Raw genomic sequence first — 24048 nt, 5'->3', positions numbered from 1 at the left:
TTTGTTTTTTTCGCAAAAATACGGAATAGTTCGCAAATAACAGCATTTATAGAAAGAATACCTAACAATAATTTAAACCAAACGAATCCCTTAATGTTTATTATATATAAGTTTGCGGAGTGGTTATAACCGTAACCTATTGATTTTTATTCACAAAAGAGAATTGAGTTAGATGAGGATGAAAAAATGCATGTTGATCGGGTTGATCTGTCTGCTATCCAGCCAATGGATGTGGGGGCAACACTTCCCTCAGATGGATGCCCGCAATTACGTGAGCGACACGGCCCTTTTCATTCCACGCCGCCCTTGGTTGGCAGCAAGCGAGGTATTCGGAATGAACATGGCCGTCTGGACTTTCGACCGTTTCTTAATGAACGAGGATTTCGCGAAGATAAACGGACATACGATTAAGCAAAACTTCAAGACGGGGCCTGTTTGGGACACGGATAAGTTCTCTACCAATCTGGTGGCCCATCCCTATCACGGATCATTATATTTCAACGCGGCCCGTAGCAACGGACTGAATTTCTGGCAATCCATTCCATTCGCGGCGGGAGGCAGCCTAATGTGGGAATTCTTTATGGAAACGGAACCGCCCTCCATCAATGACATGCTTGCCACCTCTTTCGGCGGTATAGAATTAGGTGAGATTACCTACCGGCTCTCCGACTTATTCATCGACAACCGCTCCCACGGGGCGGAACGTGTGGGACGGGAGATCTTATCCGGTTTGATATCTCCGATGCGGGCGATCAATCGTATCATCACGGGAGAAGCTTGGAGACACAGCAGCTCCAAGGGGCGTGTCTACACCTCGGTTCCCGTAAACTTCATCGTGGGTGTCGGCCCTCGCTTCCTTGCCGAGCAGGAAGGCTCCAAGCATGGCACTACGAGCATGCACGTATCCTTCAGGTTGGATTATGGAGATCCTTTCAATGATGACTTCTATTCGCCCTATGAATGGTTTCAGTTGAAGGCCGGGTTCGATTTCTTTTCGAGCCAGCCGCTCATCAGCCAAGTCAATGCCGTTGGGGCTATCTGGGGGAAACAGGTCTGGAGTAAAGGCCCTCGTAGTCTGGCCGCTGGAATCTTTCAGCATTTCGACTACTATGATTCCGAGTTAAAATCCAATAGTTCCCAAACGGTAGCTCCCTACCGCATATCGGAAGCGGCGGCGGTCGGTGGTGGATTGATCTATTACAAAAGAGGCACGCCGGACAATAAAGTAGATGTTTACGCCGAATTATACGGAACAGGAGTCGCCTTGGGCGCAAGCATCTCCGATTACCTCCGGCTGGAAGAGAGAGATTATAATCTGGGAAGCGGTTATAGCGTGAAAGCGTTTACCGGATTGGCCTACGATAAACGCTGGGCGTTCTTGATCGATTTGGAGAACTACCATATCTTCACATGGAAAGGATACGAGCCGGATATAGACTGGAATGCGGTGGACCCTACAAAGTTAAACGTACAAGGCGATGCCGGCAACGCACGTTTAACGGTATTTTCCACCACCTTAGCCTATATGTCCAAGCATAAATGGAATATTGCGTTGCGAAATCGTTATTTCTCCCGCCGTACCCATTATAAGTATCATAAAGATATAGATAGCTCCACGTATGATATTATGCTGACGCTTGGGTGGAGGATTTAATTCTTCCGCTCAAGCTCACGCAGATTCTCCATCTTCTTGCGCTGCATAAACTCATAGATGCCTTCCAAATGCTCCGTCACTTTTTGGTTTCCGAACTCATAGACCTTAGAGACCAGCCCATCCAAGAAATCACGGTCGTGGGATACGACGATCAACGTCCCGTCAAAGTCAAGCAACGCCTGCTTCAAGATATCCTTCGTCTTCATATCCAGATGGTTTGTCGGCTCATCCAGAATCAGCAAGTTCACAGGCTCCAACAATAGCTTAATCATGGCCAGACGTGTACGCTCGCCACCGGAAAGCACCTTCACCTTCTTCGCCGAGTTCTCGCCGCCAAACATGAACGCACCCAGCAGATCCTTGATCTTATTACGGATATCGCCTTGTGCCACATCGTCTATCGTCTGGAAAACCGTAAGATTCTCATCCAGCAGGGAGGCTTGGTTCTGGGCGAAATAACCGATCATCACGTTATGCCCCAGCGTCAACGTCCCCTCATGCTCGATCTCTTTCATGATACACTTCACCAAGGTAGACTTACCCTCGCCATTCTTCCCGACGAAAGCGATCTTATCCCCTCGCTCGATCATCAGATTAGCGTTTCGGAAAACCGTATGATCGCCATACGCTTTCGAGACATTCTCAATCGTCACCGGATAAGAGCCCGAACGGGGCGAAGGCGGAAACTTCAAGCGCAAAGCCGAGGTATCTTCCTCATCCACCTCCAAGATCTCCAGTTTCTCCAGCATCTTCACACGGCTCTGCACCTGCAAGGTCTTGGAGTACGTGCCCTTGAAACGCTCGATGAACTCTCTCGTCTCGGCGATCATCTTCTGTTGCTCGTCATAAGCCTTCTGTTGTTGCTCACGACGTTCCTTCCGTAATTGCAAGTATTGGCTATAGTTTACCTTATAATCATAAATCCGGCCCATCGTCACCTCGATCGTACGAGTCGTGATATGATCCACGAACGCACGGTCGTGGCTGATCACCACTACGGCCTGACCGTTATCGATCAAGAAATCCTCCAACCACTGGATAGACTCGATATCCAAGTGATTCGTCGGCTCGTCCAGCAAAAGGACATCCGGTTTCTTCAACAGTAGTTTCGCCAGTTCGATACGCATACGCCAGCCACCGCTGAATTCACTGGTTTGCCGGTCGAAATCCTCCCGTTTGAAACCCAGTCCCAACAAGGTTTTCTCTATATCGGCGTCGTAATTGATCTCCTCTATGGAATAGAATTTCTCGCTCAAGGTAGAGACCCGCTCGATCAGTTCCATATAACCATCCGACTCATAGTCCGTACGAGTCTCCAGTTGCTTATTCAATTCGGCGATCTCCGCCTCCATCTCGTGCAGATGGGCGAAAGCCTGCGCCGTCTCCTCGAAAACGGTACGGCCATCCTCCGTCATCAAATGCTGCGGCAAATAAGCGATCACGGTATCTTTAGGGGCGGACACTTTTCCACGGCTTGGCTCCCGCACGCCGGCCAATATCTTCAACAAGGTAGATTTACCGGCACCGTTCTTACCCATCAAGGCGATACGATCTTTCTCGTTAATCACAAAAGAAACATCCGAGAAAAGGGCGCTTCCACCAAACTCTACTGTTAGTCCGTCAACTGAAATCATATGTTTATTTTAATACATTAATATAATGAAGCCGCAAAGATAAGAAAAATCCCTTTCATTAGGGATGTACAGGAGATTTCATACGATCTTTCCGGGGCAAGACTAGGAAGAAATTGGTTGCCGATGCCGTCGACAATATTTTCGACGCCGTCAGCAATATTTCCGACAGCGTCAGCATTATTGCCGACGGTGTCGGCAACCAATTGCATAAGGGACTAATCCCTTAAACTACCTTTAAAAAAAGCAGAAGCATCCACATATTTTCCAACAAAACGCTTGTTTTATAAACAGAAACTCCTATCTTTGCACCCGCTAATACAAACAGCTTAAATTAATTATTCAAACATGGCAACAAAAATTAGATTGCAAAGACACGGTCGTAAAGGTTACGCCTTCTACCAAATCGTGATCGCAGACAGCAGGGCTCCACGTGATGGAAGATTTATTGAAAGGATAGGTTCTTATAATCCGAACACTAATCCTGCTACAGTAGATTTGAACTTCGAAAGAGCTTTGTATTGGTTACAAGTAGGTGCTCAACCTACAGACACAACTCGTAACATCCTTTCTCGCGAAGGCGTTTGCTTGAAAAAGCATTTATTGGAAGGTGTTAAGAAGGGTGCGTTCGACGAAGCCGCAGCTGAGGAGAAATTCCAAGCTTGGTTGAAGAACAAACAAGCTTCCGTACAAGCTATCAAAGAAAAAGACAGCGAAGCAGCTAGAGCAGAAGCTAAAGCACGTCTTGAGGCTGAGAAGGAAGCTAATAAGGCAAAAGCAGAAATCGTAGCTAAAAAGAAAGCAGAATTGGCAGCAGCTGAAGCTGCTAAGCAAGCTGAGGAAGCAGCCGCAGCGGCTCCCGCTGAAGAAGCTCCGGCAACTGAAAGCGCTGAATAATTCGTGCGATGCCAAAATAAAAAAGAGGACATTTTTCAATGCCCTCTTTTTTTATGCCTTTTCCACCAGCTACCGGATCTTCCTAATGCGTATAATCGATCAGCCGGATGCCATCGCCTAAATCGTTCTGGATAACATCCTTCATCCTTTTGGCGAAAGGACAGGCATAACCTATCGGCGTCCCTTTTTGGATACAGGAAGCAAAAGCGATACTATCCGCCCCTCTATTCACCAACTCCCTCGCCCTTAATACGGCCTTTTTTCCGGGACAACCTCCGCAATTGATAAACCCAATGATCTCAATATCTTCCTCTACACCCTCAAAGGCTCCCTTTTTCTCACGGATCATCCTAAAATCAGTAGTACCGGGGCAAAAATCCTCTGTTTGCATACATCTGATAATTCCTACTTTCATAAAGCATCCCTCCCAATTAAAAAAGCCGTAAAATCTAAAATTCTACGGCTTTCCGATCTATAAATGATGATTAACTAAGTCGTGTTACTTCTTCTTCAACAAGAAAGTATCGATCTGTTTCACAAACTCCTCACGGGGAAGAGCTCCCATCGATATCTGAGGCTGTCCTTCCTTAGGGATAAACAAGAACGTAGGAATACTTTGTATGCCGAAAGCGGCAGCCAACTCCTTTTCCTTATCCACATTTACCTTATAAACTACGATATCATTCTTATACAGGATAGCCAAATCCCTTAAAATAGGAGCCACTTGCTTGCAGGGACCACACCAGTCCGCATAAAAATCGATGATACAAGGCTTATCACCTTCATATACCCATTTCGTAGCGTTCTTCTCGTAATTGAATACCTTTTGCAGGAACTCTGCCTTGTTCAAAGTAACGACCTCTCCCTTGGAGGCGGTACCAGCCTCACTTGATTTATCTGATTTAGCGGACATCGAGCAGCTTACTAATAGCAGCACAACCGAAACCAGCCATAAACTTTTCAACTTTCTCATATAGAAACCTTTTACTTGATTGATAAATTATTTGCTACAAAAATAGCAATAAAAAGGGGATTCCCACACATTCTATTCTTAAAAGAAAAGAATAAACAAAAAGAAAAAAAGCGCATAAGACTCTTGTATATTCCAAAAGAATGACTACCTTTGCAAAGCAATTAAACGAAACGTTTGATCGCAAAACATATTGGAAAGATGGCAGAGTGGTCGATTGCGGCGGTCTTGAAAACCGTTGAACCGAGAGGTTCCCGGGGTTCGAATCCCTGTCTTTCCGCAGAATCTACTGAACAAAACAAGAGAGTAAGTGGACAAAAACCTACAAATCTGCGATTTGTAGGTTTTTTTATTATTGCCTATAAGTCTTGTCTCCAATGCCTTATCAGAAGAAAATTCGGCTCACCCGATAATCAGTGGGGGTATCTTCAGGCTCATATATATTTCATTTCAGCCGGCAACCTAAGACAAGTCGACCTACAGAAATATCGAAGTCGGCCAACAGATGAGATCATGGGATAACCATTGCCATATAAATCGCTGTCTTATATCCTGTTAATCAACAGGCCAACTCACTTGAGAAAGGCTTCCCAAGTGAATAACTAACCATTTCCAGACTCGTAAGCTTACGGCTACCCCCAGCCGTAAGTTATTCACTTGACAAGCCGTAAGTTATTCACCTGACAAGGCATAAATTATACATTAACCGTCTCTCCCCCGATGGTTATCGGGAAATGGCAGAGGAACTATAGATACAAGTGGCCCATTTGTCTTTTTGACAACTTGTAATCTGAAGTCCCGGAGAATCGATTATTCCGTACCTAAGTGAGTCTCGCTTCCAAATTCGAGAGAAAAAAACAGCAATTCTCTGTTTGATAGCCGTTTGCTGAAAAACGGCCTTTCGTTCCAGTCGAAATAATTCACCCTAGTTCATGTTTTACGGTCGTAAGGCGGTAAAAATGCCCAACGCTACCGCATGTGAGGGCCGATGCCTATATATGTGTAGGCTTACGCCACTATATGTGTAGCTTGACGCGACTATATGTGTGGGTTGACACTGCTATATGTGTGAGTTGATACAGCCATATGTGTAGGTTGATACGTATATATTCGTTAAAAAGCGACGCTTATCGTGTTAAAAAGCGGTTGTGGCAGCTTGTTCGCGCTCCCCGTTTACGCTCGTTGGCTTTTATAGCCAGAGAGCCGTGTCGTGAAAAAGAAGGCATTTCAATCAAAAAGATACCATTCATCGCATTAAGCTGACATCCGCGATTCTTGTTTTATCCCTTTGAATTAACTCTGTTCCCAATAAATATCGGGTGAGCCAAGTAATCGCATCCAGACATTGCATCTCTATGTAAATTCGCAAGCGAAACTCTTGCATAATCAAAAAAAATCAATACCTTTGCACCCGGTTTCAACAAGACCTTGGAGAGATGCTCGAGTGGTTGAAGAGGCACGCCTGGAAAGCGTGTAAACCCCTAAAGGGTTTCGCGGGTTCGAATCCCGCTCTCTCCGCAGAACTAACCAGACAATGAACAGTTAAGTCCCACAAATCGTTGGATTTGTGGGACTTTTTAGATTTTTTGTTACCTACACTAAATCTTCTTGTTTGATCGAATAACACTTAGTGTTTGTAAGATGACAGACAATATTATTACCCCTAGCCCTATATAAAAAGCGGCGTTCAACTCTTTAGCCTCACTAAAAAGAAGCATAGCCAAGATAATGCTATAAATAGGTTCCAGATTATAACTCAAGTTTACCGTGAACGCAGAGATCTTTTTCAGGACTTGTATCTGAAGTAAATACAAACCAATCGTACAAACAGAAGCTAAAAGCAATAAATAAGTAAAATCTAATAGCCCGGGAACAATCGTCGATACAGGAAAATATCGCAAATAGAACGGTAAAATACAGGAAAGCCCGATAAAGCCACCTACCATTTCATACAAGAGCATGGTACTTGTTGAATAATTATTTCCGATCTTCTTATTCGTGATCGTGAACAAAGCCGCTAAAGCGGATGATATAATACCCAAACCTATTCCTAAACGATAGCGAGTATCGAAATGGAAAATCAGCACCACCCCGAATAAAGTCAACAAACTAAAAACAACCTCCTTGAAAGACACTCTATGACAATTAACCAATGGTTCTAGAAAAGCCGTAAAGAAACCTACCAGAGAAAAACAAACCACTCCAATAGACACATTCGAAGCCTTTATACTTCCATAAAAGAAAACCCAATGCAATCCCAGCAATAACCCTACTCCCCCTATTCTCAAGGCATCCCCGAAAGAAATTCGATTCAATCTTTTGCCGACGGATAAAACGAGTAAAAACAACAAAGACGCAAGCATCATACGATACCAGACCAATAGGGCTTCATTCAAGCTAATCAATTTTCCAAATATGCCCGTCGCACCTGCCAAAATAATAGATATATGCAGTTTTATAAATGCGTCTTTCATTATGTCACTATAATATTTAATTATGGACAAATGTACAAAGGAAATATAAGCTATCGAATTCAAACTTGATAAATACTCCGTTTTTTACCCTAATGGTAACTTTTTTCTAAATGGAGAAGCCTACTTTTGTGCCGCAAAAATAAAAAGAAAAGAAACTGATGATGCAAGACAGTATTGATTTTGGAACAATGAACATTCCGAAGTTGTTCCGTATGATGTTTATCCCTACCTTATTAGGTATGGTCCTTTCCGCCACTATTAATATCGCCGATGGAATATTCGTAGGAAGAGGCGTAGGAAGTGACGCCTTGGCTGCGGTAAATATCGTGGCTCCTTTTTTCATGTTAGCAACCGGAATCGGGCTTATGTTCGGAGTAGGCGCATCTATCGTCGCCTCGATCCACCTTTCACACCAGAAAGTCAAGGTAGCGAATATTAATATCACGCAAGCGCTTTCGGTCTCATTATGTATTATGTTATCGCTTTCCTTGTTAGTGATGACATTCCGTACTGAGGTCGCTCTTTTATTGGGTAGTTCCGAACAATTATTGCCCTCCGTATTGGAATATATGAACTGGATCGTCCCGTTCCTTGCCTTTTACATGTTATTGAATATCGGGTTATTCATTATCCGGTTAGACGGATCACCTACATACGCCATGTTATGCAGCGCTATCCCGGCCCTGATAAACCTAACATTAGACTATATTTTCGTTTTCCCATTGCATTGGGGATTAATGGGAGCCGCTTTAGCTTCCGCTATTTCCGTAATCGTAGGAAGTATTATGATCGTGGTTTATATCGTAGGTTTTTCTAAAGTATTACATCTTTACCGCCCTAAATTCTCGCTTAAAAGTATCTTATTGACAATCCGCAATATCGGATACATGGTAAAGCTTGGTTCTTCCGCGTTCTTAACTGAGGCAGCTATCGCTTGTATGATGCTGGTGGGTAATTATATATTCATGAGATACCTTGGGGAAGACGGGGTTGCCGCCTATAGTGTAGCCTGTTATTGCTTTCCTATCGTATTCATGGTGAACAATGCGATCGCCCAGTCTACCCAGCCGATCATAAGCTACAACTATGGCATACAGCAGTGGAAAAGAGTACGGCAGGCGTTTAAGTTAGCCCTGCTATGCGCTGTCGTGTGCGGAGGACTCGCCTGCGTGGGTACTATTTTATTCTGCCCGGAAGTCTCCTCCTTATTTCTCGGTAATCATGGCAACGCTTACGAGATAGCGGTCTCCGGCATTCCCTATTTTTCTTTGGGATATGTCTTTTTCGCTCTCAATATCGTTTGTATCGGGTACTACCAGAGCATAGAACGTTTCAAACCCGCTACGCTATTCACTATTCTACGAGGAATCGTGATTATCACCCTAAGTTTCATGTACCTACCTGTTGTCTGCGGAATTAAAGGTATTTGGCTGGCCGTACCTTTGTCGGAATTAATTACTTTTGTAATCATAGTGGTATACTATCTATTGAAACGTAGAAGAGCATGAAAGAGGAAGTTCGCCAGAAAGTGATGGAACGGTTTTCAATCTCTGAGCAGGCCATGCAGTTATTGCTGGAAAGCGCAGAGATGATGTCGTTTGTCCCCAAAGATATAATCGTACATGAAGGTGAGATAAACACGAATATGTATATCTTATCCAAGGGAATCTGGCGGGCTTATACATTTAAAGATGGGACGGAAGATACCTTTTGGTTCGCCGTGGAGAGCGAGATCGCACTCCCGGTATGGGGATATACTTCCGGCTCTCCTTCTCTTTATACCATAGAAGCCGTTACGGAAAGCGAGGCGTATTGCCTATCCAAACAGAAACTAGAAATCCTATTTCAATCCTCCGTGCAATTAGCAAATATCGGAAGAAGGATTCTAGAGAATTTTATGCTTGAGATCGAGACTTCATGGTTAAGTTCTTACAAACGAACCGCCATTGAACGTTACGCCATTCTATTGGACAAACAGCCCGAAATCATCCAATCCGTCCCCCTAAAATATATAGCTTCTTATCTAGGTGTCACGGCTCAATCCTTAAGTAGAATCCGGGCGAAGTTAGCTAGTTCTTTAACCTTTATCGTGTAAAGCCTCTTCATATCCCCTCGGACTGGAGATACCATGTCCAGCCATTTATATTTACCTGTACGGCATTCCATGTATTATCAGCAAAGAAAAAGATAATCTTATATCTATCTTGGCGATCCAGATATTCTTGTACATCCATATTATTTCCCTCCATACTAGTCAAGGCTAAAAAATCTGTCAAATTAATATTGAATACCTTTTTGCCGGTAGACTTCTCCGTTACGACAAAACGTGTCGGCCGATCTTCCATCAGCCGCATCGTGTTCAACTCGACAGCTGCCGCCGATGATGACTTTTGTTCCATATAATAAGGTCGGAAACTTAACACATCATCCTCCAATAACGAGTTGTCATAGGCCAGATGGCCATTCGACTCGATGATCTCATATTCATAATCATTCATGTTCACATTCCAATTATCTCCGGAGGTAGCCCGGATATAACTATCGGAATAACCTTGAAAAACAAACCGTATCTTATTCGTATCTTTTATCAGATCAATCGTCTTAGTCTGATGGCTGGTCCCTGTAAAATCAACGTCACTGATATAACCATACCAAAGAGGCTCCAGTTCTTTACTGATGATAAGAGACTCCTCACGTTTCAGCCTTAACCTCATATCAGTAATCGTATTCTCTCCCCTAGGCGTATAAATATCGTAGGAGTCACGTGCGCCGGCCCAAGCCAGAAATTGGTATTCTCCTATCGGAAGCTTTACCTCCATTTGGTAATTGCCTGTCGCCAACGCTTCACCTTCCTCTACTTGACTGAACAGAAACTTTCCGTCTTTGTCAAATACATAAAGCTCCACTTTATCCACCTGCGTATGGAACGCATCCGTGAAAAGCATATTATAGTCGTACTTAAACTTGACAAATAAACGACATTCGGGAAGATCCTCATGAAACATATCGCAAGAGGTCAATATCCACGGACAGATAATAAGGATTCCCCAAATTGTATAACGTATAAGACGGTTCTGTTTCATATTTTTCTATTTTTCTAATTAATCCTTACTCTAATTAAAGGGAGTTCCCAGAAGGAAAAAACACTGTTTGGAAACTCCCCTTTTCTAACCTGCGATACCTAACTAATAACCTAAAATCATAAGATCTCCTCTTGGCTATACCAAGTCCACGGGTTCACGTTAATCTGGATAGACAACCATGTCTCATCATTCTCATCTGGCGTATCTGGGTCCGGATCCGGAATAGTAGGATAACCCGGATTATTAAATCCCTTGATATTAATATCATAAACGGAATTACGCACAACCCCAAACTCTCCAAACTCATTCATCGCCTTATCCGAGTCATCATGTTTAATCATGATCTTGTAATAACTTACACCACCATCATAATAAAAGACCGTACCATAACTACCCGCCCCTTTATTCTCTACGGCAAGCCTTGCGTCTACAAATTTCTGTTTAAGTGCCGCAGCCTGCGTTTCTGCGCTTTGACCGGATTGCTTAAATTCATCTCCGGTTGGAATAGTAACCTCCTTGGAGGAATCCACGTATTTTACATACCGGTTGAAGGCTGTTGATATAGAGGTTGGATAACCGTCAGGGTTCCCATCCTTATATTTCTTTGTCAACTCATTTTCTATCCAGTCCATCAAGGTATCATATGTATAGCTTACGCCATTTACGATCATCCAAGACTCACCCTCTCCCACATCAACCGTACCGCCATCTAATTTTTTCAGTTTCTTCGGCGCAAAGTTCGCTTGTAAAAGGACTTGGGTCGTATAAGCATGGTTGTTATACTCTTTTTCTTGTGTATTCTCCAGACAATATTCAGTAACGGGATTAGATGCTGAACTTATCTCATTCCAAGATATGGCAGATGCGTTCGTCGAAGCAGACACAAAATTGTAATTATTCGTATACGCCACTTGATTCGCCTCGTTCCACTCACCGATATTCGTATTGTTGTAATTCGGGTCTACCCGGTATGAACCGATCTCATACCTATCGAATGGAGTGACACAAGTACCGCGAGCATCCGGAGTATTGGCAGGATCTTCATTCCAAGTCTTAATCCTCCTCGATACAGGATAATACCATTTATTAGTAACGTTCAGAATCCATTTCGGGCTATAGATCGATGCCGTGCTATTATCCATAGCGCTGGTATATACACGTACTTTAGCGACAACACGATCTATATAAATCGCTAGCGGATTCTTTACCGCGACATCTTGGCTCTTATAAAGAGTTAAGTTTATCGTATTTCCCGAGTTATCCGAAGGTTCCAGATGACCTTTTGAGTTTGTCATCAAAAATGTTCCTGTTTTCGCGACACTCGTTGTTATCGACTCATCCTTCACCGCCTTGTTCACATCCACGAAACTAGAGCCTTCCCCGACGCTGGAGAAACCGGCACCCGGATTCGCGATAATCAGTATTGTCTTAGAAGTAGCCGGAATCTGAAAAGCCTTACTGCTACTGCTTGCGCCGGAAGATGTCAAATCACCGGAGCCGGTACTTAGGTCTATCACTTTTGTAACTAGACTCGCATCTTGATCGCCATCGAAGAAAATCGCTTTAACATCCTCAATCTCATATTCGCCTGTTATCGCATTCTCTTGATTAGGGATATTCAATCCACGGGTAACGGCGGCGGGAGTCTTAATATTCAAAGCCACCCACGCATCGCCCGAAGGATCGGTTACTACATCGCTATTCCCATCCGAAATAGCATGGTCATCACTACACGCAGCAAACACTAGCGTCGCAAGCGCAAACATAAAAAGTCTTTTCTTTTTCATTTTACAACAATTAAACTGTTTCTAACTAAACACTTATCACTTTTTATCTCTTAGTCATCTTTTAATCCGTCACGACCGTTTGGGATAATTGACTAATATTTAACTTTATACGTTGTACAGAATTAGTATTCGAGGATACACCGGGATCTTTTATAGTAGTCAGGTATATAATGCCACTTCTCTGTTTGGACATTGTATTCCCCAAGACTTCAATATAAATTGTCCCATCATCAACCGTGATCTTATCCGTGTCCTCCCGTACAGCGCCGACGGAAGGACGCAGCTTTATCCAGCTCTTAGGATCATCCGCCCCATCTTCCACATATGCGGAAAGACAATAGTAGTTCATATCGAAACTATCGCTGCTATCCGCAGCCGGCATATATTTAATTGTCACTCCAGCCGCCGGTATAGCATATCTTTGCCTAATACGCACCGTCTTTTCGAGAGTCCCCAATTTCAGCGTGATATACGCATGATCTAACAAGCCATTCGATATTTGAGCTTCCACAGCCGTGATATTCGGATCTGATGTCGTATCATCCACGATCGGTATTCTCGCTCCATTAGATGGGTTTACCAGCAAGGGTACCCCAATGCCGACCTCGTTTCCATTATCACTAATCCGGCAGGCATTCGGAAAACGAGTCCGGCAATCCGTAATCAATTTAAAAACCTCAAAATTGGCACCCTCACTCGTATAGGCGATAAATACCGAATTACTGACTCCCAGAAAGAAATCGTTGTTCGCTACAACTTCGTATGAGTCTCTATTATCAACTGAGATCTCATAATCCAGAGCTGTGTTGGAAGGTTTAGAGGCTTTTGCATCTTCTACCGTATCATAGCCGGGACCTTTTGCCGTAACAATAGTGAATTGATAAGAATGATTACGTTGTAAATCCATTAACTGGACATCCTTATTGACGATCGCCATTTTATAGAAATAATCCCGTCCCCCATACGCACCTTGAATAATCAAGTGTGTATTATTCCGCATATCAGACTCATATAAATAGACTGGATCATTCTCAGTACTCTCCCCCCCATCTATGAAATCTGCCTGAACCAATAAGGATGAATAAGCAGCATCATTCCTGTATTCAGTCAAATTAGAGGTATTATCCCTAATGAGACCATCCAGCGTATGAAACGGTCCTTGCCTAGGTACATTCATAACCGCCACAACTCCCTTTAGCTCAAAGTTCGTCGCCTTATTGACAATTACCATTTTAGCGATCGCCCGGGTAAGCATCAAGGGCGTTCCGTCCGTATTCTCGATCTTTGTTGTATGATCTATCTTATCTACTTCCAGTAAATAACTCATCGGGATCACTTGCCCGTTACCACTATAAGGAATGACAGAAACCGAAGGTACCGCCAATGGAGCCGTCAGCATATTCGTACAGAAATCAGCCAATGTCGTCAAACCTTGCATCAATTGGGCAGAAAATCCAGTTTCATCGAATCCATATTCCGTAACCGCATCCCCATAATAAAATCTATCGGGTGAATTAGCCAATATCAATAACTGATATTTACTGTCATTCGATTGTTTAGTCAATATCACATATCTTTTTCCCGCTAATTCAAAGGCTTGCACGGCTTCCACAAAAGTAGCGTTAGGCCCTTCTCCTTTGAAAACAAACATCCATGGGTTCTTACCCACCGTACCCTCATCCATAAGTCCTTTTGTTGACGGGAGATGGTACGAATTAGCACGGGCGAAAATCTCCAGCTGTACTTTTTCAGAAAAGACTTCTTCCTCTCCTACCTGTTCAGACAAAGCAAATTCATGCTCACAGCCAGATAGCATTAATAGGGATAACAGAGCCCAAAAACCGATCATATGCATACTAATTATTCTCATTCTTTCACGCAACGAATTGTAAAACCAAATTGATGACTCGAAGACTTGGGAGTTGTCGCTAAATAATTATACTCTATCCCCCAAATATTACCGTGAGCAGAACCTTTCTCTTCTCCACTTGACGTATCAGTCCACCCCGGAGCCGCTGAAGAAGACCAATAATACCCTGTCTCACTCGCATATTCCAAACTACCATCCGTATGCCATCTTCGGCCTGCGGCCGGAAAGAAAATAGAGGCGTTATTGTCCGGATTAAATATCAAGACACCCCCATAAGCCGCTTCCGTCGTATCTAAAGACACTCCTTTATACTTACTGACCTTCCCCGAACCTCTTTCTATGCCATCGATCATATCTCTTTCCACGATAGGACGCCTGTCGAAAAAACCATCCGCATAGAATCCGTACTTGATCTCTTCCAGAATCTTAGGGATATATTTCTCCGGTTTATTCTGTGGATCAATCGGTTTTTCAGCCGTCACCCAATTTCCATCCCCTTTCATTGGATTACGGAATAACGACATTCTTATCTCGGATTTATATACATCATTATAGGTATAACTATTCAACACAATCCTATCCAAGGGACCGTCGCTTGGACGATGATAACCCGGGGGACAGATCTCGTAATAATCTTTCAGTTTATCCCCGCTCGTAGCATCCCAAAAAGTGGGAGTCTCAATACGTCTTATCGGCCATTCCGATAACTCCCACGTAGCACTCTTATTATTCACGTTGGTAGGGTGATACGCACGAAGTGCTAAAGAAGCATATGCTACCGGTAATCCCCATTGAAAATGAGCGCCGGCTTGAGTCGGATACTTAACAAAATCAACTTGATCAGTGCTTTTATCTATCTGCCTCCATTCATCCTTTGTATCAACATCATTTAAGAATGACCGAGCTGTCAAATTGTACGCACTAAATTTTACACCTAAATCCGGCCCCTCGTTTGTACCCCTCCGCATTATATAATCAGGAGCCTCTCCTTGGCGGACATATAAATCAGTTTCGTAAGTCGTCCCATTTTCCGTATAAGAAAGCTTTACGACACCATATCTAGGCACTCCTTTTCTAGGATTCTTGCTCTTCAATCCTATCCGGAAGTAAACACGTCCTCTTCCTTGTACAAAACTGCCTGTCTCACCTTTCTGTGAATTAGGAATAACCGGATAGTCTTCCGGATCTCCCGGAGAACCTGTTCCAACGTTAGGATCAAAGCTAGGTGTCGAGCTTATCACTATAAAATCCTGATATTCGGTTGGAACTTCCACACGCCACTGATACCAATAACTCCACTTGTTCCCACTAATTATCCTTTCTCCACTTTCATCATCCTTATAGAAAGCCCCTACATAAGGGTTAGACCATAGATGATTCGTTGAATTAATATCAAACGGATAACGATTTCCATATTGACTGACCTTTACGGTTATCGTTCTACGAATAGCGTTCTTCCCCGAGAAATCTTCCGCAGCCATCAATGTAATCTCATAGGTTTCCTTACCTATAATATAGTTTGGCAAATCAAGTAAGATATCCATATAGCCCGCTCCAGTACTCGGATCATACAAAATCCTCTCATCAGCGTTCGGCTGCCACTCTTGACTCGACAAAGCGTTAAACACCTCATTCGTTTCCTTATAAGTGTTTGTACTTAGCACTTTTACTTTATCAAAAATCCTCACAACCGGCATATTGGACGAGAAAGAGATTCGTGCCCCGTTAAAATCGGTAATATCGACCTCTGTATGTGACACATTTAGCACTCTATTACCAGATATATTCCAATCATTTGCTATTGAATCCCAATCCGATGCCTGTATATTCATCTCCAAGGGTTGTTTAATGATCCCGGTAAGATCTAGCTTCGTATTTTTAGGTAAGTTATAATCAACCGGCTCTGAGTTTATTTTCAACTCACAGGAGGGATTATAGCTATCCTCCATATCTACCGTAAAAACCACCGCATTTGCCGGATCGTTCTTTCTCTCCAACTCATTAGAGGGCAAAATAATACGAGTGATCTTCCGAGCCCAATTCATTCCGGGAATATTTGGAGTAACAGAGGAGAAATAATCACCATCTTCTCTCAATGTAAAATTACGTGTTACATTCCTCTCAATAGTAGAGCCACTATATTGAGCTGTCAATGGGATCAAATTAGGGATACCACTAAATATAACTCCATTAAAAATATCATCGAAATTATCTGCCGCCTCCAAAACAACATCTACTCGAACTCCCAGACGATTAAGGGCCAGTTGTAATAAAGAAACCGTTGTCCCATCACTCAATTTAGCCCCTTTACCTTTTGGTAAAACCTCTACGTTATTTATTTCCTGCATCATTGGGATCGATTTCTCCGAAGAAAAAGAGCTTGCGGGATAAGCGATAAGATTCAAATCGTCATAACGTGAAAGAGTGTTCAGTTTATTGGCTATAACGTTATCCGTCGGTTCATTCGCCAAAAATACGAAATCATAATTCCCAGCTACGATTGGATGCCGGATGATATTTTCTATCCATTGATTCTTACTATAGTGAATATTAGATATGCATGCTCCCGTTGTCTTATTGAAAGCCAAAACACGAAGCGTATTCACGTCGTAGTCCTCTTCGCTACCCGAATGAGTCGTATTTTGAGAATCTATATTCCTAATAGAAATATAGGCTCCTTCCACATTACCGCTAATCATTGTCTCATCCGTACATGAGAAAAGGATTATCAATAACAAGACTGCCACGAAACCTTTATATATTTTACACTCTTCCACTATCATAAAAATTGCTCTAATGTTATAATGCAAATATCACGATATAAAAAGTCACAATAAACTAAATATGCACCCAATAATGACAATATGAATCACAGTTTACATCTAATTATGCAATTATTTTTCAGGCCGTTACAGTTTCCAGAAAAACAAGATCAAAAGGCTCTATTTTTCTATTATACGCAAGACTCTTATCAAACAGTTCCGATTATCGAAACAAATCACATTAATAAGAATCCACGAAAAAGCCCTTAAACGAAAGATCGCTTAAAGGCTCAATAAACATCCCTTATAATATTCATTTATGTAGAAATTAGGTCCGTTATATTTCGTCTTATCTATAATTATAATATATCAATAACCGATCTCTGTCTTTTTATAAAATCGATACGTTGTGCCTCTCCACTTTCGGATATTAGGATAGAATGGCGTTTCAATGCCTGAATCCAATCTCGTTGCATTTTACAAATCTGCGGACTTTGGGAGTCCATAGAATTGATTGAATAAACTCGTAGCATACTAATTTGGAAATCCAGCTTCTCTATATAAGTATAGGTTGCCTCAAAATCAATGCTTGATAAGTAGAAAAACACCTTATGGCCCTCACTGAACTCTCCTGTGATAGATAAAGCCTCCATATGAGTAAGTAATTGATAAAGTTCCTCTTTCAAGCACAGAACATCCTCTTTCGATATCAAATTCAGGCAAGCAAAGTATTGGACCTCTTTCACGAAAGAAACAAAAATATTCATATCCCAGATAAAACTGGTTTTCGGACAATTCTTTACGCTATAACTTAATTTTTTATGTACATTTATAATTCGTTCTTCCACCACCATCCCATATAGAGAATTTGGAGTCTTTATCTGTCCATGATGATATAACCAGCGGCAAAGACGGAACTTAGACAGATATTCAAAAGAGGAATAAAGCGTAAAAGGCAAAACATTCGATGCCGTACAAACCTCCGTACTCTTATCTCCTTTCACATAGTCAAATATCCGTAAGTAACGATCAATAATCTCATAATAACTTTCTATCGCATTGGCAGACCGGAGCAAGTTCATATCGAAAGTCACTCTATTATGCAAGTGATTTCCTATGATCTGATCTATGGAGATCCCCAACTTATAGGAAATTTGCGCAACCTCATCAATCGTAAAAGCGACCTCTCCCCGAAGCCTGCGGTACACCGCCTCTCTCCCGATACATAAAGTATCCGTCAAGAAATTAGCAAGATTTTGTCCGGGAGGAAGCCTATCTTTCATTGCGGTTATCAATTCATTTACAATACTATCTTTCATTGCCTTATACCTTATTTCCAACTATTAATATTCCTTGATACATTTGGCAAATGTAAAACATGTAAACGATAGTTTTGTACGATAAAGCAAGCCTATGAGAATTGTTCCTTTTCTAATTAAAGCAAATACAGACAGAAAAAGATAGAAAACGAAATTAAACTAAAAAAGCACCTATAAATTTCGAATCGCGCAATCGGAAGATCTAGGTTGTTTCATTTATCGAAACAAGTTCAAACTCTAAAGCGTATTTATAATCTCCCTTTGTCTATTGAAAAACTGGATACGTTGCATCTCTCCACTCTCGGAGATCATGGTAGAGAACTTTTTTAAAGATTGAATCCAGTCTTTCAAGCTATTAAACATCTCAGAATCCTGTGTCGTAATAGAATTTATCGAGTAAACCCGTATCATACTTAACTGCAAAGAACTTGTTTCCAGATAACTATACGTAGCCTCAAAGTTAATATGCGATACATAAATTCGTACACTATTGCCAGCCTCGGTCTTTCCTCTCATGGCAAGTTCTTCCAATTCATCCACCAACACTAATAACTCCTCTTTGATACGTTGTATATCCTCACAGGAAATAAGATGGATATCGGAGAAATATTTAATGTCATTGACCAAATGATGGAAGATCATATTATCCCAAATATAATCCGTAGAATGGATATACTGTGTCAACGATACAAATTCTCTTTGGGTATCAACCAGTTTTTCCGGTATCTTCAGATTCTCAAAATGATTGCATTGGATATGCTTATTCTGATACATCCACTTAAATAAACGAAACTTTGACAAAAGGTCATGCTTCAAATAAAGGGTCTGAGGAATAGTATTGGAAGAGGTACCCAAAGCCGTAGTAGGATCATCCTGAAAGGCCCTAAAGATCTTCACATATCTAGACAAGATCGTAAAATAAGCATTAAAAGGATCATCGTGATCTACCACATTCAAGTCGAACACGGCATTGGCACTAAAACTAACCCCTACTATTTTATCCAATGACACACCCAATTTCCTTGAGATAAGAGCTGCCTCTTCCAAGGTGAAAGGAACCTCGCCACGTAAGCGCCTATAAATGGCTTCTCTGCCAATATAAAGGGTATCCATCAACAGATTCGCCAAATTTGTCTTAGGGGGAAGTTTTTCTTTTAAAGCTTCAATCAAGCCTGTATTTAATTCATTTATCATCATAACCATGTCGAATGAAAAATCATCTACTCTAGTAACATATATAGAGAGGAAGTTGTTTCGAGAACAAGTACATTCGTAGATGGATTTTCAAAGCACGTAGCTTTTCAGCTTATTCATATCAACTATTTTCCCTTCCCGGGAAATAGCCCCTTCCTCTATCATTTCCGAGAAACTACGGGCCAATGAAGGACGGGCCACTCCAAAATATTCCGAAAGCTCTGTTTGATTACGATCCTGCTTATAATGATCTCCTTGAATACGTTTAAGTATATAGTAAGCCAGTTTACCTTTAATGGTCTTAATCGATAATAATTGAAGACGTTCAGAAAGAAATTGTGTCCGGTTGGCGTTAAAAGCCATATAGCTTTGAAGAAAATGCTCGTTTGTCGCCAGCAAACGCATCACCGCATTCTTAGGTATTAAAATGATCTCGCATTCCTCCAAGGCGATAACATCTACCGGGAAGCGATTATTTTCCGCAAACAAAAATGCGGAGGCCAAAGGAGTAGGCGCCGATAAAGTCTCCACTTCCAAAATTGTCCCGCTTTCGGTGATCATCTCTGTCTTTACCCGTCCTTTACTCAATAGATAAAGCGAAGATAAGGCATCTCCCTGACGAGCTACCCAGCCACCTTTCTTAAACGACCTTGTCGAATAATCCAACGAACTGAAAAGAGCGGTTTGCTCTTCCTCAGACAATTTTCCGCAAATAGGACACAAACTCAGATTCATAAAACTTCCTTTTGCGGATAAAGATAAAGAAAATAATCAAAGAGTGTAACAACTGTTACAGGTTAAACGATCTTCTATCCCCTACATTCGCGATAAACTTATAAAATAAAAGCTATGTTCTGTTATCAATGTCAAGAAACCGCCCAAGGAAAGGGCTGTATATTAAAAGGTGTATGTGGTAAGACCGCCGAAGTGGCCGGATTACAAGATTTACTGATGTACTTAATGAAGGGAATCTCCAAACTAACAACGACTTTACGCAAGCGAGGCGTGGAATCATCCACGGCCAACAAGTTTATCGTCGACGGACTTTTCATGACCATCACAAACGCCAATTTCGATTCATCCAGATTCGTCTCAAAGATCAAAGAAGCCTATCAGCTACGGGAGAACCTTCTCGACGAGCTACATCGACAGGGAATCCATCCATCCTTAACCTGCGATTGTCTGACTTGGAAATCGGACAAAGTAGAGGAAATGGAGGTCAAATCGAAAGAAGTAGGTATTCTCGCCACAGAAAACAAGGATATCCGCTCTCTACGAGAATTACTCACTTATGGGGTAAAAGGTATGGCTGCCTACGTGGAACACGCTTACAATCTAGGCTTCGAGGATACCAGCCTCTATGCCTTTATCCAAGACGCCTTGGTCGCAACGACTCAATCGGACCTGACCGTCGCCGATTTAACCCGATGGGTACTCACCTGCGGCGAATACGGAGTAAAAGCCATGGCCTTATTAGATAAAGCGAATACTTCCACCTATGGCAACCCGGAAATTACGAAAGTGAATATCGGCGTAGGAAAGAACCCGGGTATACTTATCAGTGGACACGACTTGAGAGACATTCAAGACTTGCTGGAACAAACCGAAGGTACAGGCATAGATGTCTATACACATGGCGAGATGCTTCCTGCACATTATTACCCGGCTTTCAAGAAGTATAAGCATTTTGTAGGAAACTACGGTAGCGCATGGTGGAAACAAACATCTGATTTCGAGACATTCAACGGAGTTATCCTGTTTACGACCAACTGCCTTGTCCCTCCCCGTTCTTCCGCCACTTATGCCGATCGGGTCTATACGACCGGCTCTACCGGGTTCGAAGGATTCCCACATATCGCCGATCGTAAGCCCGGAGGCTCTAAGGATTTCTCTGCGTTAATCGAACACGCAAAGAAATGCGCCCCTCCAACGGAAATCGAACACGGAGAAATCATCGGTGGATTCGCTCATGAGCAGGTATTCCAATTAGCCGACAAGGTTATCGATGCCGTAAAATCAGGAGCGATACGTAAATTCTTTGTCATGGCAGGTTGCGACGGAAGAATGAAGAGCCGTAGCTACTATACCGAATTCGCCGAGAAATTACCGAAAGATACCGTCATATTAACCGCCGGTTGTGCCAAATATCGTTACAACAAACTGCCTTTGGGGGAGATCAGAGGTATTCCACGGGTATTAGATGCCGGACAATGTAATGACAGTTACTCATTGGTGATGATCGCCCTCAAGTTAAAAGAGATCTTCGGGCTGGATGATGTCAATGAATTACCTATCGCATACAATATCGCATGGTACGAGCAAAAAGCGGTAATCGTATTACTCGCCCTACTCTACCTAGGCGTAAAAAACATTCACTTAGGACCGACATTGCCAGCGTTCTTGTCGCCGAATGTAGCCAAAGTATTGGTCGATAATTTCGGGATCGCCGGAATAGGTAGCGTGGACGAAGACATGGAACTATTTCTAGGAAAGTAAAATAAACCTTTCCCGATCCGCTCTTGTTTTCCTATCACATTTTAATCGATTCAAGATGAATAAGGAACAACAAAAAAGAGTAGCCGCCATTCATGACCTATCGGGATTTGGCAAATGTTCATTGACAGTTGCCCTCCCGATCCTCTCGGCGGCAGGAATAGAGACAAGCGCCTTACCTACGGCCATACTTTCTACACACACAGGAGGTATTCTCGGCTATACTTATAGAGACTTGACGGAAGATATGCGTCCGTTCATGAAGCATTGGAAAGAATTGGATATCCGTTTCGACGCCGTCTACAGCGGCTTTCTTGGATCTTTCGAGCAATTAGATATCGTAAAAGAGTTCTTCTCCCTTTTCAAGCGGGAAGATAACCTGATTCTAGTTGATCCTGTCATGGGCGATAACGGAGAACTATACAAGATATTCACCCCTAAATTCGCCAAAGGAATGAGATCCCTTTGTGAAAAAGCGGACATTATCGTACCGAACCTGACGGAGGCCGCATTATTGTTGGGCGAACCCTACCAAGCAGGTCCCTATACCAAAGCTTATATCGATGGTATTTTACATAAACTAAGTCAGCTAGGCCCTAAGCAAGTTGTCTTGACCGGTGTCTATTTCGACGAGAAAGAACTGGGAGCCGCCACTTTCGATATGGAACGAAATGCGACAGAGTATGTTTTAACAGAGAAAATACCCGGTTATTATCATGGTACGGGAGATGTTTTCGCAAGTGCTTTACTGTCCGGTTTGTTAAATAATTTCAACTTGGAGAGATCTGCGGAAATAGCCGTTCGCTTCACGACAGAAAGTATTCTTCGAACATTCAAGGCGCAAACGGATTATCGCTTTGGCGTGAACTTCGAACAATCCATTCCGGATTTACTAAAAGAACTGAAACTGATATAAATGAGAGCCTTTTTTTTCTCATATTTGCAAATAAAAGGAATATAATAGTATGGCTAAATTAAGAATAGCGTTTTCTGGTATCGGTGCGGTGGGTGGTTATTACGGAGGTATGGTCGCCGCCCGCTATCAAGGAACAATAAAAGCAGATATCTTTTTTATCGCCCGTGGAGAAAATCTAAAGGCTATCCGTGAAAACGGTTTACAAATGCAACTAGGCATCCGGACAATCCATACGGCTCCGGCACTAGCCACCGATAATCCCGCCGAGATAGGGCCGGTAGACTACCTTTTCTGTTGTACAAAAAGTTACGATCTAGAAGAAAACATCCAGCAGCTAAAGCCTGTTATCGGACCTGAGACCGTTATCATCCCCTTGCTAAACGGATTGGATATCGAAGAACGAATCCATAATATACTACCCGAACAAGAGGTCTGGAAAGGATGTGTTTACATCGGTTCCCGCTTGACAGAGCCGGGTGTTATCTTGAAATTCTCCTTGAAAGAACGTATTTTCTTCGGCAACAAAGATGCAAACAAAGATAAGCAAACCGAGTTGCTTAAATTACTTATGTATGCCCGGTTAAACGCTTTTAATCCAGCGGATATAGACCTACGCATCTGGAAGAAATTCTTCATGATTTCTACGGCGGCTACGGCTACGAGTTTCTTCAACCAGCCCATTGATGAAGTACTAGCCCAACATATCGACCTGTTCATCGCTTTGGGTACGGAATTAAAAAGCGTAGCGGAGGCTATGGGAGTCCGTTTACCCGATGACATCGTCTATACTTCCATCGAGACGCAAAAGATGATGCCGACCGGCTCCACGACTTCCATGCATAGTGATTTTCTCGCCGGGAAAAAAACAGAGTTGGAAACATTGACAGGATATGTAATTCGTCAAGCGGAGAAGCTCGGCGTTGATGTCCCTACTTATCGATTTATGTATAACGGATTGTCTTTTTATCCCTATCCGAAGAAAACAGAAATATCATAAT

At 42.5% G+C, this 24048-nt stretch carries 18 protein-coding genes and 2 tRNA genes; 9 read left to right on the top strand and 11 right to left on the bottom strand.

Features of this window, described 5'->3' with window-relative positions:
- Positions 1-172 precede the first annotated feature (172 nt).
- Positions 173-1654 (top strand): DUF3943 domain-containing protein, encoded by a 1482-nt coding sequence (locus tag NBH16_RS10970; protein WP_005858165.1) that lies wholly within the window; start codon positions 173-175, stop codon positions 1652-1654.
- On the opposite strand, the gene NBH16_RS10965 is transcribed toward NBH16_RS10970, so the two are convergent.
- A complete protein-coding gene (locus tag NBH16_RS10965; protein ID WP_005858166.1) occupies positions 1651-3288 on the bottom strand; it encodes an ABC-F family ATP-binding cassette domain-containing protein in 1638 nt (545 codons plus the stop codon). The two genes, NBH16_RS10970 and NBH16_RS10965, sit on opposite strands and share 4 nt — an antisense overlap.
- A gap of 345 nt (positions 3289-3633) precedes the next feature.
- On the opposite strand from NBH16_RS10965, the gene NBH16_RS10960 reads away from it, so the two are divergent.
- On the top strand, positions 3634-4182 hold the full coding sequence (locus NBH16_RS10960) for a 30S ribosomal protein S16 (protein ID WP_005858168.1): 549 nt from the start codon (positions 3634-3636) through the stop codon (positions 4180-4182).
- Positions 4183-4264: 82 nt separating this feature from the next.
- Here NBH16_RS10960 and NBH16_RS10955 read toward each other — a convergent pair whose 3' ends face one another.
- Positions 4265-4597, bottom strand: a complete 333-nt coding sequence (locus NBH16_RS10955) for a CGGC domain-containing protein (RefSeq protein WP_005866270.1) — start codon at positions 4595-4597, stop codon at positions 4265-4267.
- Positions 4598-4681: 84 nt separating this feature from the next.
- Positions 4682-5155 (bottom strand): thioredoxin, encoded by a 474-nt coding sequence (gene trxA, locus NBH16_RS10950; RefSeq protein WP_005858169.1) that lies wholly within the window; start codon positions 5153-5155, stop codon positions 4682-4684.
- Between the two features lie 192 nt (positions 5156-5347).
- Between trxA and NBH16_RS10945 the strand changes: the two genes are divergently transcribed.
- A tRNA-Ser gene (locus NBH16_RS10945) sits at positions 5348-5432 on the top strand.
- Positions 5433-6582: 1150 nt separating this feature from the next.
- Positions 6583-6670: transfer RNA gene (locus NBH16_RS10940), tRNA-Ser, on the top strand.
- 80 nt (positions 6671-6750) lie between these two features.
- Here the strand turns inward: NBH16_RS10940 and NBH16_RS10935 are convergent.
- Entirely contained in the window at positions 6751-7626 is an 876-nt protein-coding gene (locus NBH16_RS10935; protein WP_250788522.1) for a DMT family transporter, read from the bottom strand.
- A gap of 158 nt (positions 7627-7784) precedes the next feature.
- Here NBH16_RS10935 and NBH16_RS10930 point away from each other — a divergent pair, with 158 nt between their 5' ends.
- Both NBH16_RS10930 and NBH16_RS10925 read left to right on the top strand, forming a co-directional pair.
- Entirely contained in the window at positions 7785-9134 is a 1350-nt protein-coding gene (locus tag NBH16_RS10930) for an MATE family efflux transporter (RefSeq protein ID WP_250788520.1), read from the top strand.
- The gene (locus tag NBH16_RS10925; protein ID WP_008779579.1) at positions 9131-9721 is read left to right on the top strand and encodes a Crp/Fnr family transcriptional regulator; all 591 of its coding nucleotides are present in this window, start codon (positions 9131-9133) and stop codon (positions 9719-9721) included. Before NBH16_RS10930 ends, NBH16_RS10925 begins: the two co-directional genes overlap by 4 nt.
- 7 nt (positions 9722-9728) lie before the next feature.
- Here the strand turns inward: NBH16_RS10925 and NBH16_RS10920 are convergent, their stop codons facing one another.
- The 7 genes from NBH16_RS10920 to NBH16_RS10890 all read right to left on the bottom strand — a co-directional run bounded on the left by NBH16_RS10920 (position 9729) and on the right by NBH16_RS10890 (position 20376).
- A complete protein-coding gene (locus NBH16_RS10920; protein WP_170105511.1) occupies positions 9729-10709 on the bottom strand; it encodes a FimB/Mfa2 family fimbrial subunit in 981 nt (326 codons plus the stop codon).
- A 116-nt stretch (positions 10710-10825) separates the two neighbouring features.
- Positions 10826-12496, bottom strand: a complete 1671-nt coding sequence (locus tag NBH16_RS10915) for an Mfa1 family fimbria major subunit (protein ID WP_250788518.1) — start codon at positions 12494-12496, stop codon at positions 10826-10828.
- Between the two features lie 61 nt (positions 12497-12557).
- The gene (locus NBH16_RS10910) at positions 12558-14366 is read right to left on the bottom strand and encodes a hypothetical protein (protein ID WP_048927771.1); all 1809 of its coding nucleotides are present in this window, start codon (positions 14364-14366) and stop codon (positions 12558-12560) included.
- Positions 14363-17149 (bottom strand): fimbrial protein, encoded by a 2787-nt coding sequence (locus tag NBH16_RS10905; protein WP_250788516.1) that lies wholly within the window; start codon positions 17147-17149, stop codon positions 14363-14365. The genes NBH16_RS10910 and NBH16_RS10905 overlap by 4 nt, the downstream gene beginning before the upstream one ends.
- 338 nt (positions 17150-17487) lie before the next feature.
- On the bottom strand, positions 17488-18447 hold the full coding sequence (locus NBH16_RS10900) for a hypothetical protein (protein ID WP_008774203.1): 960 nt from the start codon (positions 18445-18447) through the stop codon (positions 17488-17490).
- A gap of 237 nt (positions 18448-18684) precedes the next feature.
- Positions 18685-19644, bottom strand: a complete 960-nt coding sequence (locus NBH16_RS10895) for a hypothetical protein (RefSeq protein ID WP_034532310.1) — start codon at positions 19642-19644, stop codon at positions 18685-18687.
- A gap of 87 nt (positions 19645-19731) precedes the next feature.
- Positions 19732-20376 (bottom strand): Crp/Fnr family transcriptional regulator, encoded by a 645-nt coding sequence (locus NBH16_RS10890; RefSeq protein ID WP_048927769.1) that lies wholly within the window; start codon positions 20374-20376, stop codon positions 19732-19734.
- Positions 20377-20490: 114 nt separating this feature from the next.
- Here NBH16_RS10890 and hcp point away from each other — a divergent pair, with 114 nt between their 5' ends.
- The 3 genes from hcp to NBH16_RS10875 are packed head-to-tail and all read left to right on the top strand — an operon-like array spanning position 20491 to position 24047.
- A complete protein-coding gene (hcp, locus tag NBH16_RS10885; protein WP_250788515.1) occupies positions 20491-22137 on the top strand; it encodes a hydroxylamine reductase in 1647 nt (548 codons plus the stop codon).
- Between the two features lie 55 nt (positions 22138-22192).
- The gene (locus NBH16_RS10880) at positions 22193-23050 is read left to right on the top strand and encodes a pyridoxamine kinase (RefSeq protein ID WP_005866243.1); all 858 of its coding nucleotides are present in this window, start codon (positions 22193-22195) and stop codon (positions 23048-23050) included.
- 49 nt (positions 23051-23099) lie between these two features.
- On the top strand, positions 23100-24047 hold the full coding sequence (locus NBH16_RS10875) for a ketopantoate reductase family protein (RefSeq protein WP_250788513.1): 948 nt from the start codon (positions 23100-23102) through the stop codon (positions 24045-24047).
- Position 24048 lies beyond the last annotated feature (1 nt).

The organism is Parabacteroides sp. Y3-G-102 (assembly GCF_023656845.1).
GTDB lineage: Bacteria > Bacteroidota > Bacteroidia > Bacteroidales > Tannerellaceae > Parabacteroides > Parabacteroides distasonis.
The sequence above is the reverse complement of the archived record's forward strand: the minus strand, read 5'-3'. Positions and strand labels throughout refer to the sequence as shown.

Bases quoted from the DNA above. Each gene is read 5' to 3' on its own strand.
- NBH16_RS10910 (WP_048927771.1), bottom strand. From the start codon at position 14,366: ATGAGAATAATTAGTATGCATATGATCGGTTTTTGGGCTCTGTTATCC.
- NBH16_RS10965 (WP_005858166.1), bottom strand. From the start codon at position 3,288: ATGATTTCAGTTGACGGACTAACAGTAGAGTTTGGTGGAAGCGCCCTT.
- NBH16_RS10930 (WP_250788520.1), top strand. From the start codon at position 7,785: ATGATGCAAGACAGTATTGATTTTGGAACAATGAACATTCCGAAGTTG.
- NBH16_RS10970 (WP_005858165.1), top strand. From the start codon at position 173: ATGAGGATGAAAAAATGCATGTTGATCGGGTTGATCTGTCTGCTATCC.
- NBH16_RS10955 (WP_005866270.1), bottom strand. From the start codon at position 4,597: ATGAAAGTAGGAATTATCAGATGTATGCAAACAGAGGATTTTTGCCCC.
- NBH16_RS10880 (WP_005866243.1), top strand. From the start codon at position 22,193: ATGAATAAGGAACAACAAAAAAGAGTAGCCGCCATTCATGACCTATCG.
- NBH16_RS10900 (WP_008774203.1), bottom strand. From the start codon at position 18,447: ATGAAAGATAGTATTGTAAATGAATTGATAACCGCAATGAAAGATAGG.
- trxA (WP_005858169.1), bottom strand. From the start codon at position 5,155: ATGAGAAAGTTGAAAAGTTTATGGCTGGTTTCGGTTGTGCTGCTATTA.
- hcp (WP_250788515.1), top strand. From the start codon at position 20,491: ATGTTCTGTTATCAATGTCAAGAAACCGCCCAAGGAAAGGGCTGTATA.
- NBH16_RS10895 (WP_034532310.1), bottom strand. From the start codon at position 19,644: ATGATGATAAATGAATTAAATACAGGCTTGATTGAAGCTTTAAAAGAA.
- NBH16_RS10875 (WP_250788513.1), top strand. From the start codon at position 23,100: ATGGCTAAATTAAGAATAGCGTTTTCTGGTATCGGTGCGGTGGGTGGT.
- NBH16_RS10925 (WP_008779579.1), top strand. From the start codon at position 9,131: ATGAAAGAGGAAGTTCGCCAGAAAGTGATGGAACGGTTTTCAATCTCT.
- NBH16_RS10935 (WP_250788522.1), bottom strand. From the start codon at position 7,626: ATGAAAGACGCATTTATAAAACTGCATATATCTATTATTTTGGCAGGT.
- NBH16_RS10960 (WP_005858168.1), top strand. From the start codon at position 3,634: ATGGCAACAAAAATTAGATTGCAAAGACACGGTCGTAAAGGTTACGCC.
- NBH16_RS10920 (WP_170105511.1), bottom strand. From the start codon at position 10,709: ATGAAACAGAACCGTCTTATACGTTATACAATTTGGGGAATCCTTATT.
- NBH16_RS10905 (WP_250788516.1), bottom strand. From the start codon at position 17,149: ATGATAGTGGAAGAGTGTAAAATATATAAAGGTTTCGTGGCAGTCTTG.
- NBH16_RS10890 (WP_048927769.1), bottom strand. From the start codon at position 20,376: ATGAATCTGAGTTTGTGTCCTATTTGCGGAAAATTGTCTGAGGAAGAG.
- NBH16_RS10915 (WP_250788518.1), bottom strand. From the start codon at position 12,496: ATGAAAAAGAAAAGACTTTTTATGTTTGCGCTTGCGACGCTAGTGTTT.